The following is a 13,663-nucleotide window of genomic DNA, read 5'->3' as shown; positions in this document are numbered from 1 at the left end:
GGGGGGCGCGGGGGGGGGGGGGGGGCGGCCCGGCCCCCCCCCACCACCCCGGGTGGGCCGGTTCCCGCCGGTCAGTCGAACGGTCGGATAATCGGCCGGTCGATCGGTCAGGCGATCGAGAAGGTGACGACCGTCCGGTAGGTGTCGGCGAACATGAACGCCGGGAGCTGGATCATCCCGGCGCCGCCGACCGCGAACTCACCGCCGGTCAGCTCGTCCCCGCCGGCCGCCTGCGAGGCCACCTTCATCGGGGTGTCGGTGATCGCCCCGGGCGCTCCGGCGGTGCAGGTGCTCGGGCTGTCCGGGTTGGTCACGGTGCAGGACGGCTGGATGCCGAGCTGCGCCTTCGCCATCGAGTGGCCGGTCGTCTCGTTCAGGAACGGCGTACGGGTCGCCGTCACGTCCCAGCCGAGCGTGCCGCCGCGGAAGTCCTGGACGGTCGCCGCGTTGAACACGCCGACCACCGACTGGGCCTTGCCGTTGATGGTGACCGAGGGGAAGGCGACGGCCGGCTGGCCGTCCTTCGGGCCGAGCGCCAGCGGGCCGGGCAGGACCTCGATGTCGACCGGGTTCTTCACGCCCGCCTGGTCCTCCAGGAACACGAAGGACTTGTACGGGGCGACCGAGCCGTCGATCTTGATGGCGTCGGCCTTCTTGGTGACCGTCAGGTTGCAGGTGGCGGCGCCGGAGGCGTCCGCGGTGCCCGCCCCGGTGTCACCGGTCGCCGCCCCCGCGAGCAGCGCCGAGCAGGTGACCGCGCCCGCCGGGAAGTTGGCGCCGGTCACGGTGACGGCCGTGCCCGCCTTGCCGCTGTTCGGCGTCAGCCTGGTGGTGACGGGGTCCTTCGGCAGGGCCTCGACCGCGACCGAGCCGAGGGTGGCGCTCGGCCGGGGCGCGGGGGTGCAGGTGGTCGTGAAGACCGATCCGCTGAGGTCGGCGTCGGTGACGGCGAGGTCGAGCTTGACGTCGACCGTGGTGCCCTCGGTGCCGTCGGGGATCTTGACGGTGCCGGAGAAGGCCTTCGGGTCGAGCGGGGTGCCGGCCACCACGCTGACGGTCTCCGGCGGGCTGGTCACCACCTGCGTGGTCGCGCCGACCTTCAGCGTGATCTTGGTGGTGTTCACCGTCGTGACGGAGAAGCCGGGGACCAGCGGGCTCGCACCCGGGTCGATCGTGATGGGGACGACGTCACCCGCCTTGGCCGTGTCGGGCAGGGTGATCGTGTAGTTCTGGTTGCCCGAGCCGTCCGGCTGCGGCGCCGGGGCGTCGCAGTTCTCGAATACGGGCGTGGTCTTGGTCGCCGCCTGCGCGGTGCCGGCCAGGCCCACCACGCCGCCCGTCAGAGCCAGGGACAGCGCGCCCACCCCGGCCAGGACTCTTCGTCGGAACGTTGTACTCACTGGGTCGCGACTCCTTCGTCGGACGAACCCCTCCCCCCACCCGCTGTGTGGAGGAGGACGAGCCGGTGCGGTGGCCGACATTGACGCGTCGCGGTCACGAGAAGTCAATGACTTCCCTTTGCCCGAAGCACACAGAAATTGATGTCCCATCAGGTCGGGTTTGCGGCCCCCGTGGTGCTGCCGGGCGACGGGGCCGTCGCAGGGAGGTGCAGGAGCAGGTTCGCGGTGCCGGCTGGCAGCCCGCTGATGCGGTTCGCCAGCGCGCCGCGCACCAGCGCGTCGGAGACCTGGGCGGGCGTCATCGCCGGGGCGCCGCCCGCCACGCCCTGCGCGAGGATCAGCGCGGCGACGCCCGCCACGTGCGGGGCGGCCATCGAGGTGCCGGAGGCACGGGCGAGCGCGGTGGTGGAGCCCTTCCACGCCGAGGTGACGGCCACGCCGGGCGCCGAGAGGTCCACGCAGCGGCCGTACGAGGAGAACGGGGCGCGCCGGTCGGCGGAGTCCGTCGCCCCGACGGTCAGGGCGGCGGGAACGGCGGCGGGGGAGCCCTTGCAGGCGTCGGTGTTCCCGTTGCCCGCGGCCACGGTGAAGGTGATCCGGGCGGCCACGGCCTTGGTGACCGCCCGGTCCAGGGCGTAACTGCGGCTGCCCCCGATGCTCATGTTGGCGACGGCCGGGGTGCCCGGGGCCTTCGCGGCGTCCTTCACCAGCCAGTTGAGGCCGCCGAGGATCGACGACAGGGCCGCATCGCCGCGGCAGTCGGCCACCTTCACCGAGACGAGGGAGACCTCCTTCGCCACCCCGTACACCGACCCGCCGAGGGTCCCCGCGACGTGCGTGCCGTGGCCGTTGCAGTCGGTGGAGCCCCGCTCCAGGAACACCCCGTTGTAGCCGGCCCGGGCCCGGCCCCCGAACTCCTGGTGGAGGAGGTTGATCCCGGTGTCCACGACGTACGCGGTGACGCCCCGCCCCGTGGCCGGGTACGTGTACGAGCCGTCCAGCGGCAGCTCGCTCTGGTCGATCCGGTCCAGCGTCCACGGTGCGGGGGACTGGGAGCCGCTGATGCGGAACACCGCGTCCGGTTCCACCGAGGCCACCCGCGGGTCGGCCGCCAGGGCCGCGGCGCGCGCGGCGGTGGTGCGGACGGCGAAGCCGCTGAGCACGGTGTCGTAGACGGCCCCGACCTCGTCGCCCGCCTCCGCGGCCTCGGCGGCCACGGCGCGGGCGGCGGCGGGGGCGGCGGCGCGGGAGGTGCCGTCCTTGAGGGTCACGACGTAAGCGGCGGTCGTGGCGGAGGCGGAGGCGGAGGCGGGGGCCGGGGCGGGGTGCGGGGGCAGTGCGGTGCCCGCCGCCAGCAGGGCGGCGGCCGGGAGCAGCGCGGTGAATGCGGTGAGTGCGGTCATGCGGCCGATGCTCGCCGGGGCGCGGGGCGGGCGCGCGGAGGGTGCGCCGAGTGGCGGCACGACACGCCGCCGGAGGGAGTCAGCCGGCCGACGGCTTCAGGGGCCAGCCGCGCATGGCGAAGACGCCCTCGTCGTGGGCGCCGGCGGCATCGTAGGTGGCCAGGGCGGCCTCGTTGTCGGTGTCGACGCCCACCCACATGCCGTAGCAGCCGCGCCTCTTGGCCTCGTCGGCAAGGGCCTCGGTCAGTGCCCGGCCGATGCCGCGGCGGCGGTAGCCCTCGTCCACGGACAGCTCGTACAGGCACATCTCGGTGCCCTTGTCGGGGTGGGTCATCTCGACCCCCGAGACCATGCCGGCCGGCACCCCGTCGACGTAGGCGATGAGCATCAGATGCCCCGGCGCGGACAGGAAGCGCTCGGACCAGTCCAGGCGGGCCGGGCCGTCGAAGAGCCCCTCTGCGGCCTGGAGTTCGGCGACGGTGTTCGCCACACGGATGTCCATGGCCGTCACGATAATGGTCGCCGTGGTGCATGAGCCTTCTGATTTCGACACGGCGTGGCGGGCCGCCCCGCGGGCGGTACGGCGCTCCCTCGGCCTGGCGTACGAGGCACTGGCAGCGGGCGGGCTGGCGGTGGGCGCCGTCCTCGCCGACGCGGCGGGCGAGGTGCTCGCCGAGGGCCGCAACGAGGCGTACGAGGACGGGCCGGGCGGCGCCGGCCCGCTGCGGGGCACCCCGCTGGCGCACGCCGAGATGAACGCGCTCGGGGCCGCCCGGACCGGCTGGGACCTGGGCGCGGCCACCCTGTGGAGCACGCAGGAGCCGTGCGGCATGTGCGCGGAGGCCGCGCGGTTCACGGGGGTGGGGCGGGTGCGGTACCTGGCGCCGGATCCGTGGGCGCTGGCCGGCGGCACGGCGGGGGAGTCCGGCGCGGCCGGGCCCGGCGAGGACCTGTGGCTGCTCGCGGCGAACGTGATGTTCCTGCGCAGTGTCGTCGTGGCGGCGCCGGGTCCGGCAGAGCCGCGGATCCTGGCGCACCACCGCACCGCCGAGCCGGAGACGGCCCGGCTCCACGACACCGTGCCCCCGGGCCTCCCCGAGGCTCCTTCGGCCGAGGCCTGGCTTCCCACCCTCTGGCCGAGCCTGGCCCCGGCGGCCGCAGCCCGCACGGCCCGCCTCTCCCGCGAACCCTGACCGCCCCCCTTGCGGGGCCGCCCCTTTCACCCCCGCCGGCGCGGAGGTTCGCCTTTCCAGCCTCGCCGGCGGGGCTGGTTTTGCCGGGCCTCGGCTTCGAAGCCCGGGCGGGGTGGCCCCCCCCCGCCCGTGGCCGGGCGGTGCCGCCGCTTTCGGAGCGGGAGGTGGGCCGTTTCGGCCTCGCCGGCGTTTGGGGCGCGGGGTTTGGGGCGGCGCCCCGAGGATCCCGGCTTCGCCGGGTACCGGGCTCTGCCCGGACCCGCGCCTCAATCGCCGGCGGGGCAGGATTTGCCTGACCCCGGCTTCGACGGGGGGCGGGACTGGATGTGCTGGCCCCCGGCTTCGAAGGGTGGCGGGGCTGGATGTGGCGGGCCGGCTTTGAGTGTCGGCCGGGGCGGTCAGGGGGTGTGGATGGCGAGGGCGGCTGCGTAGGTCGGGGGGGACGGGAGGTCCGTCAGGTGCCAGCCCGGGACGGGGGCGGGGGTCGGGCCGGTGCCCACGTAGGGCTCGGCCAGGCCCAGGGCCAGGCCGGTGCCGGTGCCCTTGAGGTAGGCCTCCTTGCGGGCCCACAGCCGGGCCAGCACCGGCCGCCGGTCCTCCTCCGCCAGCGCGGTCAGCTCCCGCGTCTCCGCCGGGTGCAGGGTGCCCAGCACGTCTTCCACCGCCTCCGCGGGCGGGAGCCCCTCCACGTCGATGCCGACCGGAACCGCCGCGAACGCCAGGTACGCCAGGTCCTCGCTGTGCGAGAGCGAGAACTGCACGCCGCCTCCGGCCACCGCGGGCCGCCCGTGCGGCTCGGCGCAGCACGGGCACTCCTCGCGGACCAGGGCGACCTTCTCCGGGGACAGCCCCAGGTAGCCGCCGAGCAGCACCCGCAGCCCCACGTGGGAGGCGAGGTAGCGGTGCCGGTCGGCCGGCCGGACGAACCGGTCGGCCCGGCCGCGCTCCTCCGCGTCCAGCAGCCACAGCGCCTCCTCGACGCGGTGGCCGCCGACCACGCCGAGCGTGGTGTCGAGGGACCACACCTCCACCGCCGCCCCCGCAGGCGGCTGACCGGTGTGCGGAACGTCCCCGCCGAGCTGGTTCACGTACGTAGTTGTCACCAGACGAGGTTAAGACGCCCGTACGTGAGCGCGCGCCGGGCAGAAAGATCGGCAAGGCCCCCGCGCCCCTGGTTAGGCTCGGCACTTCCGTCGACGATCAAGGAGTTCAGGGTGCGAAGTGCCATAGTGACACCGGAAGAAGACCGGATCCGCTGGGCCGAACTGCCCGGCGCCGAACCCGCCCGGGTGTACGTGCACGGGCTGGGCGCGACCGCCCCCGCCTACTTTGCGGCGAGCGCCGTCCACCCCCTGCTGGCAGGGCGCCGCTCCCTCCTCATAGACCTCCTCGGACACGGGCACAGCGACCGCCCCGAGCACTTCTCCTACACCCTCGAAGCGCACGCCGACGCCCTCGCCGCGGCCCTCGACTCCGCCGGCGTCGCCGGCGCCGAGCTGATCGCCCACAGCATGGGCGGCGCCGTCGCCATCGTCCTGGCCCACCGCCACCCCCGCCTGGTGTCCCGGCTGGTGCTCGTCGACGCCAACCTGGACCCGGTCCCGGTCGTCCCGCGCACGCCCGGCAGCAGCGGGATCGCCTCCTACACCGAGGAGGAGTTCCTGGCCGGCGGCTGGGCCGAGGTGCGCGACCGGGTGGGCGCCCACTGGTGGTCCACGATGCGGCTGGCCGGCCGCACCGCCCTGTACCGCTCCGCCGTGCACCTCGCGGCGGGCACGACGCCGACGATGCGGGAACTGCTGCTGGAGCTGAAGATCCCGCGCAGCTACCTGCTGCCCGAGGCCGACGGCCCGCTCGCCGGAGCCGAGGCCCTCCGGGCGGCCGGCGTCGACGTCGTCCCCGTACCGGACTGCGGGCACAACATCATGCTCGACAACCCCGAGGCTTTCGCCCGGGCCACCGCGGACGCACTGGTCCGCGACAACTCCTAGCGGGCCTGCCCCTGCCCGGCCCCGGGCGAGGGGGTCCCGTCGGTCCAGGCGTAGACGCGCTTGCCGCGCACGGCCACCTGGTACTGGCGGGCGTCGCGGCACTCGGGCCGCTCCTCGGACCGGGTGCCCCGCGGCCACCACGTCGCGTTCAACTCCCGCCCCCGCGGCCGGTTCGGCGTGCCGGCGGTGCACTGCGGGCCGTCCAGCGGGGTCGGGCCGAGCGTGAAGCGGATCAGCCGGGCCTCGCCGGTGCTGCGCGCCCGTATGCGTATGTCCGTGGCGTCCTTGGGCACCCAGGACGGCAGCCTGAACGCCTGCGCGCCGCGCGTCGGCGCGTCCGCAGCGGTCGCGTACCGCCGGCTCTTCTCCTGGAACACCTGGTCGTTGATCGAGTCGGTCACGGGGTTGGGCGGGAGGTTGGGGAGGGCGAAGGCGGCGGTGGCGAGGACGCCCACGCCGGCGGCGGCGATGACGAGGGGACGGCGCTTCATGTGATCAGTGTCGGGGCGCGGGTACTGATCGTGCGTCCCTCCGCAGGACGAACCTGAAGTCTGTCTGAAGTCTGACGCCGGGTCGTACCAGAGGACTGCCCCGTCTACGGCCGCGCGCCGTCTGCGGCGGTCGGGACCGCGGCACCCGCTGCACCCGCCGCACCCGTCGCATACGCCGCACCCGTTGCGCCCGCGGCACCCGTCGCACCCGCGCCCCAAGCTCCGACACCGCCGCCCGCGCGCCCCGTTATAGGCGTCGTGGGGATCGGCGATATGCGCTCCTCCGAGTCTGGAACCCGTCGCCGCACCGGCAGTTGACCGGGGCGGTCGGTCCCCACGGTTCCCCCGCGGGCTCCCCACCCGCCCCCGTCCTGGAGGAATGCCATGCGCCGTCGTCTCGCTCCCGTCCTCGCGTCCGCGTCCGTGTCCGCGGCCGCGGCCGGCGTGCTGGTGTTCGCGGCCCCCGCGTCCGCCGCCCCGGCCGACAAGCCGCAGGTGCTCAGCACCTGGACGCAGACCAGCGCCTCCAGCTACAGCGCCTGGGTCTCCGCCCGCGGCAACCAGGCCAAGTGGGCGGCGTACGGGTTCGACTGGTCGACGGACTACTGCTCTTCCTCGCCCGACAACCCCTTCGGGTTCCCGTTCCAGACGTCGTGCGCCCGCCACGACTTCGGCTACCGCAACTACAAGGCCGCCGGAACCTTCCCGGCGAACAAGGACCGCCTGGACAACGCCCTGTACGCGGACCTGAAGCGGGTGTGCTCGGCGTACTCCGGCGTGAAGAAGTCCTCCTGCGACAGCACCGCCTGGACCTACTACCAGGCTGTCAAGGCCTTCGGCGTCTCCCCGCAGGACGCCCCGGCCGCCGAGCCGGGCGCCCGGCCGGCCGCGCAGTAACAGGCCGCGCCGCGGCCCTTCCCCGAACCACCGGTCCCGCCCGTGCCCCCGTCGGGTGGGACCGGTTCCATACCGCCGCGGTCCCTACTTACCGGCCGCGGCGAGACGCTGGTACAGAGAGCCGATCGTGTTGTTGTCGGCGATCAGGGGCAGCGTGTCGAAGGAGAGCTCCCACTCGCCGCCGGGGCCGAAGCGCTCGACGATCCCGAACGGGATGTCCTTGCGCTCCTTGGCCTCCTCACCCGTTCCGTCGGTCACGGTCACGGTCACCGTGCCGTGCCACTCCACGTACGTCGTGGTCGCACCGAACGCGATCTGGCCCGCCTTCAGTTCGACGTCGGCCTTCTCGAAGAACCGCTTCAGGTACGCCGTCTTCGCCGCGTCCGTGGCCAGCGGCTGCCCCAGGCCCGGGCCGGCCAGCCTTGCCCCCGCCATCCGGCCGGTGAGGGCGGAGACGTCACCGCTGTTCCAGGCGGCCAGCCGGGCGGTGACCTCCTCGGCGCGGAAACGTTCCGGCGCCCGCCCGCCCCGGTTCCCCTGTCCGTCCTGTCCGCCCTGCCCGCCGCCGGGCGCGTCGGCGATCCCGTCGAAGAGGGGCCGCAGTTCGGGGGCGATCGGCTTGAACAGCTCGTGGCGGTCGTAGTAGCGGCGGGCCTGCATCGTCTTGCCGTCGTCGGAGAGCACGTTCCGGGCGATCTGCGGGTACGACACCGTGCGGCCGGCCACCGTGATCTCGTTGCGCTGCCCGAACATCACCACGGCCCCGTCCGCGACCACGTCGGTCCCGCGGTAGCGCAGCTCCGGGGCCAGGCGCAGCGAGTTGGTGATCGAGTTGCCGATCACGGTGCGGCCGCGCTGCGGGGCGCCGCCCGCCTCCCACAGGGTGGCGTCGTCGGCGAAGATGTCCAGGTACGCCTGGACGCGCGGGTGGGTGAGGTCGCGCGGCGCGGGCGGGGTGCCGGTGGGGGCCTCGCCGAAGGCGATCTGGCGCTTGAGGAAGGCGCAGTTGTTCGGGGTGATCCGGCCCTCCAGCCGGTCGATCTTGCCGTGGACCTCGGCGCAGGTGCCGCCGGCGCCCGGGTTCACGGCCTGGCCGGCCGCCGAGGCCGCTGTGGCGGAGCCGGCCGGAGCGGTGGCGGTCACGGCGAACGACAGCCCGGCCGCGAGGGCGGCCGCCGCGGCCAGCCCGGCCCGCCGCCCCCGCGACGCGCCCGCCTGCTTCGCCTGCGGTCCCTGCTCCGCCTGCTCCGCCTGCGGTGCCTGCGGTGCTTGCGACGGCTGCGATGCCTGCGATGCCTGCGACGCCTGCTGCTGTGCTGCCTTCATGGCCGACTCCCCGATCGTGGTCCTGACGTGCTCGATTGACGTCCCGTCGGGGGGCGAGTGCGCGCCCCCCGGCGGTGAGATCACGATGTCAGCGGGGGCTTCGGAGATCGATTACTTGTCAGGTAATGCGGCCGGGACCGCGGGCGAGGGGCGCAGGGGCGGACGTACGGCCACGCTCAGATCGACCACGTAGTGCTCCACGAGCAGGCCGTCCGGGAACAGGGCCAGGAGCCGTTCGCGCTCCTCGGCGAGGAAGGCGTCCGTGCCGGGCTCCCCGACCAGGAAGAGCGAATGGGTGGACAGCTTGGCCAGGTGGAAGTCCACCGGCACCCGCCGCGCCCAGCGCAGCAGGCGCGTGGTGAACTCCAGGCCGCCCGCGGAGCGGGGGCGTTCGTTGATGTAGAAGCCGGGGCCGAAACGTTCCTCGATCCGCGCCTCCTGCGCGGCTATCCACTCCACGCCGACGTCCGGGTCGTTCGAGAAGACCGCCAGCGCCCCGCCCGGGCGCAGGACGCGCAGGGCCTCGGGCACCGAACGCGACGGGTCGGTCCAGTGCCAGGACTGCGCGTACGTCAGCAGATCGAGGGACCCCGCTGCGAACGGCAGCCGGTCCCCGTCCCCCCGGACGAGCGGAATCCGCGGGTGGCGGCGCCGCAGCTCCGCGGCCATGCCCGCCCCCGGCTCGACCGCCACCACCCTGGCCCCCCGGGCGTGCAGCAGGGCGGTCGCGATACCGGTGCCGGCGCCGACGTCGGCGACCCGCGCGCCGGTCGGCGGGATCCCGGAGAGTTCCTGCAGTGCGTCGAGGAGCGCGGGCGGGTAGGAGGGACGGTGGTCGGCGTAGCGCGCGGCGGCCGTACTGAACGAGCGTGCACGGGAGGCATCCGTCATACGCCCATGCTGGGCCGCCGGAGCCCCCGGGCGTCAACAGCGCACGGCGGAAACGGCCGGTCGGTCCGGCGGTACGGAGCCGTACGGTCGGCCACGGCCATCGGCGGTCGGCGGTCGGCGGTCGGCGGTTGCCTCCCCTGCGGAGGAGAAAGCGGGAGGGCAGGGCATGGCTGCTGCGGCTGCACGGTACGTCGCGGACCTGGTGGGCGCGTTGGAGCGGTACGGGAGCCGGCCCGCGCTCGGCGGCGCGGGCCGCCTGCTGGACTACTCCGGGCTGCTGGAGCTGGTGTACCGGCTGGCCGGCGAGCTGGCCGACCGCGGTGTCGGCCGGGGCACCGGGCTGGCCTGCGTCTTCGGCGGCAACCGGCCGGAGGTGGTCCAGGTGCGGCTGGCGGCCCATCTGCTGGGCGCACGGCTGACCCAGGTCGTCACGGACCCCGCCACGTACGGGCTGGACTTCATCCTCCGCGACTGCCGGCCCCAGCTGGTGGTGCACGACATCCCGGTGCCGGACACCGCGGCCGCGGCCCGGCTGGAACTGGACGAGCTGCTGGCGGCGGCGGCCCGCCGGCCCGCGGCGCCGCTGCCCGTGGCCGCGCGGGAGGACGACATCGCCCGCGTCACGTACACCAGCGGCACGACCGGCGTGCCGAAGGGCGTGGCCTCCACGTTCGGCGCCCTCGCGTCCCGGACGGACGGCCGCGCGGGCCGGGAGGCGCCGGGGCTGCGCCCAAGCGGCGAAATCCCCCCGCCCCCGACGTACGTGTCCGTCACCTCGCTGGCCCAGCGCGCCGGCGGGCGCTGCCTGGAACAGCTGCGCGCCGGAGGCCGTACGGAGATCCTGGCCGCCTTCGAGCCGCGGGAGTTCGCGGCCGCCTGCCGACGGCTCGGGCCCGTGGCCACGTACCTGATGCCCGGCATGGTCTACCGCCTGCTCGACGATCCCGCGACGGCCGCCGGGATCCCCGGCCTGAGCGTGATCTCGTACGGGGCCGCCCCGATCCTGCCCGAGCGGCTGCGGCAGGCCGTGACCCGGTGGGGCGGCCGCTGGCAGCAGGGCTACGGCATGAACGAGGCCGCGGTGATCTGCCGCCTCACCGTCGCCGACCACGAGGCCGCCGTCGCCGACCGGCCGGGCCTGCTCGCCTCGGTCGGGCGGCCGGCCCCCGGGGTGGAGGTCGAGGTCCGCGACGCGGCGGGCCGGCCGCTGCCGACCGGGAGCACGGGCGAGGTGTGGACCCGCTCGGCGGCCATGATGACCGGCTACTGGGGCCGCCCCGACCTGACCGCGGCCACGATCCGCGACGGCTGGCTGCGCACCGGAGACCTGGGGCACCTCGACCCGGACGGTTACCTCCACCTCGACGACCGCCTGGCCGACGCGGTGATGGTCGACGGGGACAACGTCTACTGCCTGCCGGTGGAGGCGGCCCTGACCCGGCACCCCGCGATCGCCCAGGCGGCCGTGGTGGGCCGCCCGCATCCGACGGCGGGCGAGGAGGTCTGCGCCTTCCTGGTCCCGGCCCCCGGCCACGCCCCCGATCCGGCCACGGCGGCCGAGGCCTGCGCCCTGGTGGAGAAAACCCTCTCCGCGGCCCACCGCCCCACGACGGTGTTCTGGCGCGCAGAACTCCCCTTGACCTCCCAGGGCAAACCCGATAAACCCCGCCTCCGCACCGAAGCCGCCCCCACCGGCTGAATTCCATATTCCGGGCAAGGGCAAGGCGGGACACAGACCCCGGACGCACGGAAGCCCTCCCGCGGGAGGGCTTCGGCTGGGGTGGTGCGAGTGCCCCGGCAGGACTCGACCCTGCGGCTAAGTACTTAAAAGAGACCGGCTCTGTCGCCCACCGCGACCGGCCTGACCCGCATATTCTCCGGGTTGCCCTGACGGGGACCAACGCCACCGCGAAGTCACCGGAGGAGTCCGCTCCGTCGATCGGGAGCCTAGGACCCGAGCCTGCTTGGATTCAGCAGAACGGGATCGCAGGCAGACACTTTCTTTATCACTTCTTAGCAGCTGCGTCGGCAGCCCTGAGCTTCGCTATTAGCGCTAGGACTATATCGCTGTGCTTAGACGACTCCAATTCGCTCATGATCTTGACGCGTGAGCGATTTGCATCCGGGCGACTATGTAGCAGCAGGTTGAATGTACACTCCTCTTGAACGCCTGAAATCTCATCGAATAGAGCAATTTGTAGGTCAATTTCCCGGCAATGGGGCACCACGAGAGGGTCGAAGTTAAATTTTGCGGCACGAGAGCCGAACGACCCCATATACTTAGCGTCCCCGCCTAGCGAGCAAATCTTCCTCACGAATTCATGAAAGGTGGGCGATAGGAGGCTTAGCAGAGGAACGCCTAGATCCACCAGCGTGGAAGTTCGGTAGGCGTGGGCCTCCGCCAAGGGGGCCAACTCATCCCATTTTCGTGGTACGCCAGCAGCTTCCCATAGAAGACTGGCTAGTCTCCCGCAGACGTAGGAAGCCTCTTCCGTGGTTCCCTTTACTGTGGCCGCCAATGTTTGTTGGCCGAAACGAAAATCATCTATCATGGTGACGCGTTCAAGGCCGCGGTACTGGATCCACCCGCCGTTGAAGCCAACGATTTGATCGGTCTTTATTTCGTGAGCTAGTGCTGCAACGTCTGAAACCTGGGGATTTATTGCAGCCACCTTGGAGATATCGTAAGTGCAATTGAATTCTCGCTCAATTACTTCAATTATGCGACGCGGATCCGCTGTCTCTCTCGGTATTGCGGAAGGCTCGATGTTGATTACTACTGACGCCCAGTCGGGAGTGATTAGACCTTGAGCCCGATCTAGCTCTGCCGCCACGCTCTTCTCGACCTCTTCGAGAAGAGAAGCTTGAGGTGACGCCTGGCTGAAATCCTCCGGAAACTCTCCCCAATTTGGGCTATTGAGAGACATGGTCCCTCCTGAGTGAACAATTTCGTTTCTCTATGCCGTAGGTTCGGTTGACAAGTTGTCGACGTACCTTTCGATCGCCTCTAGACCCAGCAAGCGCCGAAGCTCAGCCTGCAGGCTTTCAACTTCCGTAATGCAGCGTATAACCGCATCTTCGTCTTTCTCTCGCACTGCTCGGAGAAGTTGGGTAAGAGTCCTCACTAGGGCATTCTTCGTGTCTTTAGGAAGATAAATGAGCTGACGCCGAATGAGCTTATAATCTTCAATGCTCAACCTTCTCGCTTCGGTGACACCTTGCAGGTGGTCGTAGATTTTTTCGTAAGCGTCGGCGCGAAGGGTGGCTGCCGGCAAGATGAAAGAGTTCCACGACTCTCTCTTTTTGAGTGCGATGTCCATCTTGTGGCGGGCCTGGGCTGCTCGGCTGGACAGATACTGGCTTAGTAGAGCCGCCGCTGCACCAATTGTTCCGGATGCTATGACCGGCAATACATTTGAGGACATTTAAACCCTCCCCGTGGGGGGTATTGCCATGGGTGAAGTCGCTCCAGCCGTGTCCGGCGCTCACTTCCAGTAGAAATCGCATGACAGAAGGTCGCAAGTTGGGTCCAATTTGGCTTTGCCGGAGCCTTCGCGATGGAAGGCTGTGTGTCTAGAACGTACGTTGGCGACGCGGTTTTGGCTGGCGGCCAGCCCGGTTCGCGGCCGAATATATTCAGGGCCCGGCCCTGCCACGTCAACTCGGAGGCGGCCCCTTGTTCTTGCTCGGCGGGACTCGTCTCGGGGAGGCGGCTAAGCCGCGGAGGCGGCCACCCCAGTCGTTGCGGGCTGTATGTCTTGCACCGTGTCGGCTTGCTCACCCGCGCGGCAGACGGAGCTGGGGCGCGCAGCGAGGCGTAGACAGGCGCGGGGCCGCGAGGCGAGCACTCTTGACGAGGTAGGGAGTGTTCCCACCGCGCTCCAGATGTCCTGGTGGTACGGGGCAGGCGCTGGTACCAGTAGCTGGCAGAAGACGATGGCTCTCCAGCCGTTCATGCGAGTCTTAGAGGCCATCACATTTGGCGAGCCTGCGGTAGCAGATGAGGGTGCAGGCGATGCTGGTGAAGGCGAGGAAGTGCTCGGCCTTGCGTTCGTAGCGGCGGTGGAGTCG

At 71.8% G+C, this 13,663-nt stretch carries 13 protein-coding genes; 4 read left to right on the top strand and 9 right to left on the bottom strand.

The features are described from left to right. Positions 1-107 precede the first annotated feature (107 nt). From ABZ924_RS35905 to ABZ924_RS35895, 3 genes are all read right to left on the bottom strand, one after another. Positions 108-1,400 carry a hypothetical protein gene (locus tag ABZ924_RS35905; protein ID WP_361919485.1) on the bottom strand — a complete coding sequence of 431 codons (1,293 nt, stop codon included), beginning with the start codon at positions 1,398-1,400 and terminating at the stop codon, positions 108-110. A gap of 149 nt (positions 1,401-1,549) precedes the next feature. After that, positions 1,550-2,803 carry a S8 family peptidase gene (locus ABZ924_RS35900; RefSeq protein ID WP_361919483.1) on the bottom strand — a complete coding sequence of 418 codons (1,254 nt, stop codon included), beginning with the start codon at positions 2,801-2,803 and terminating at the stop codon, positions 1,550-1,552. 79 nt (positions 2,804-2,882) lie between these two features. After that, positions 2,883-3,305, bottom strand: coding sequence for a GNAT family N-acetyltransferase (locus ABZ924_RS35895; RefSeq protein WP_361919482.1), 423 nt, complete (start codon positions 3,303-3,305; stop codon positions 2,883-2,885). Here ABZ924_RS35895 and ABZ924_RS35890 point away from each other — a divergent pair. Continuing rightward, entirely contained in the window at positions 3,304-3,996 is a 693-nt protein-coding gene (locus tag ABZ924_RS35890; RefSeq protein WP_361919480.1) for a nucleoside deaminase, read from the top strand. The two genes, ABZ924_RS35895 and ABZ924_RS35890, sit on opposite strands and share 2 nt — an antisense overlap. A 398-nt stretch (positions 3,997-4,394) precedes the next feature. Here the strand turns inward: ABZ924_RS35890 and ABZ924_RS35885 are convergent, their stop codons facing one another. Further along, positions 4,395-5,099, bottom strand: a complete 705-nt coding sequence (locus ABZ924_RS35885) for a 4'-phosphopantetheinyl transferase superfamily protein (protein WP_361919478.1) — start codon at positions 5,097-5,099, stop codon at positions 4,395-4,397. A 111-nt stretch (positions 5,100-5,210) separates the two neighbouring features. On the opposite strand from ABZ924_RS35885, the gene ABZ924_RS35880 reads away from it, so the two are divergent. Then, a complete protein-coding gene (locus ABZ924_RS35880) occupies positions 5,211-5,987 on the top strand; it encodes an alpha/beta hydrolase (protein WP_361919477.1) in 777 nt (258 codons plus the stop codon). Here the strand turns inward: ABZ924_RS35880 and ABZ924_RS35875 are convergent. Next, positions 5,984-6,478 (bottom strand): hypothetical protein, encoded by a 495-nt coding sequence (locus tag ABZ924_RS35875; RefSeq protein ID WP_361919475.1) that lies wholly within the window; start codon positions 6,476-6,478, stop codon positions 5,984-5,986. The two genes, ABZ924_RS35880 and ABZ924_RS35875, sit on opposite strands and share 4 nt — an antisense overlap. A 384-nt stretch (positions 6,479-6,862) precedes the next feature. Between ABZ924_RS35875 and ABZ924_RS35870 the strand changes: the two genes are divergently transcribed. Continuing rightward, on the top strand, positions 6,863-7,375 hold the full coding sequence (locus tag ABZ924_RS35870; protein WP_361919473.1) for a phospholipase: 513 nt from the start codon (positions 6,863-6,865) through the stop codon (positions 7,373-7,375). Positions 7,376-7,459: 84 nt separating this feature from the next. On the opposite strand, the gene ABZ924_RS35865 is transcribed toward ABZ924_RS35870, so the two are convergent. Continuing rightward, complete coding sequence (locus tag ABZ924_RS35865; protein WP_361919471.1) at positions 7,460-8,701, bottom strand: nuclear transport factor 2 family protein; 1,242 nt, start codon at positions 8,699-8,701, stop codon at positions 7,460-7,462. A 111-nt stretch (positions 8,702-8,812) separates the two neighbouring features. Next, entirely contained in the window at positions 8,813-9,592 is a 780-nt protein-coding gene (locus tag ABZ924_RS35860; protein WP_361919469.1) for a class I SAM-dependent methyltransferase, read from the bottom strand. A gap of 166 nt (positions 9,593-9,758) precedes the next feature. On the opposite strand from ABZ924_RS35860, the gene ABZ924_RS35855 reads away from it, so the two are divergent. Beyond that, a complete protein-coding gene (locus ABZ924_RS35855) occupies positions 9,759-11,291 on the top strand; it encodes an AMP-binding protein (protein WP_361919467.1) in 1,533 nt (510 codons plus the stop codon). A 307-nt stretch (positions 11,292-11,598) separates the two neighbouring features. Here ABZ924_RS35855 and ABZ924_RS35850 read toward each other — a convergent pair whose 3' ends face one another. Together ABZ924_RS35850 and ABZ924_RS35845 are read right to left on the bottom strand one after the other, a co-directional pair. Further along, positions 11,599-12,519 carry a hypothetical protein gene (locus ABZ924_RS35850; protein WP_361919465.1) on the bottom strand — a complete coding sequence of 307 codons (921 nt, stop codon included), beginning with the start codon at positions 12,517-12,519 and terminating at the stop codon, positions 11,599-11,601. 30 nt (positions 12,520-12,549) lie between these two features. Next, the gene (locus ABZ924_RS35845; RefSeq protein ID WP_361919463.1) at positions 12,550-13,017 is read right to left on the bottom strand and encodes a hypothetical protein; all 468 of its coding nucleotides are present in this window, start codon (positions 13,015-13,017) and stop codon (positions 12,550-12,552) included. Positions 13,018-13,663 lie beyond the last annotated feature (646 nt).

The organism is Streptomyces sp. NPDC046876, assembly GCF_040645035.1.
GTDB lineage: Bacteria > Actinomycetota > Actinomycetes > Streptomycetales > Streptomycetaceae > Streptomyces.
The sequence above is the reverse complement of the archived record's forward strand: the minus strand, read 5'-3'. Positions and strand labels throughout refer to the sequence as shown.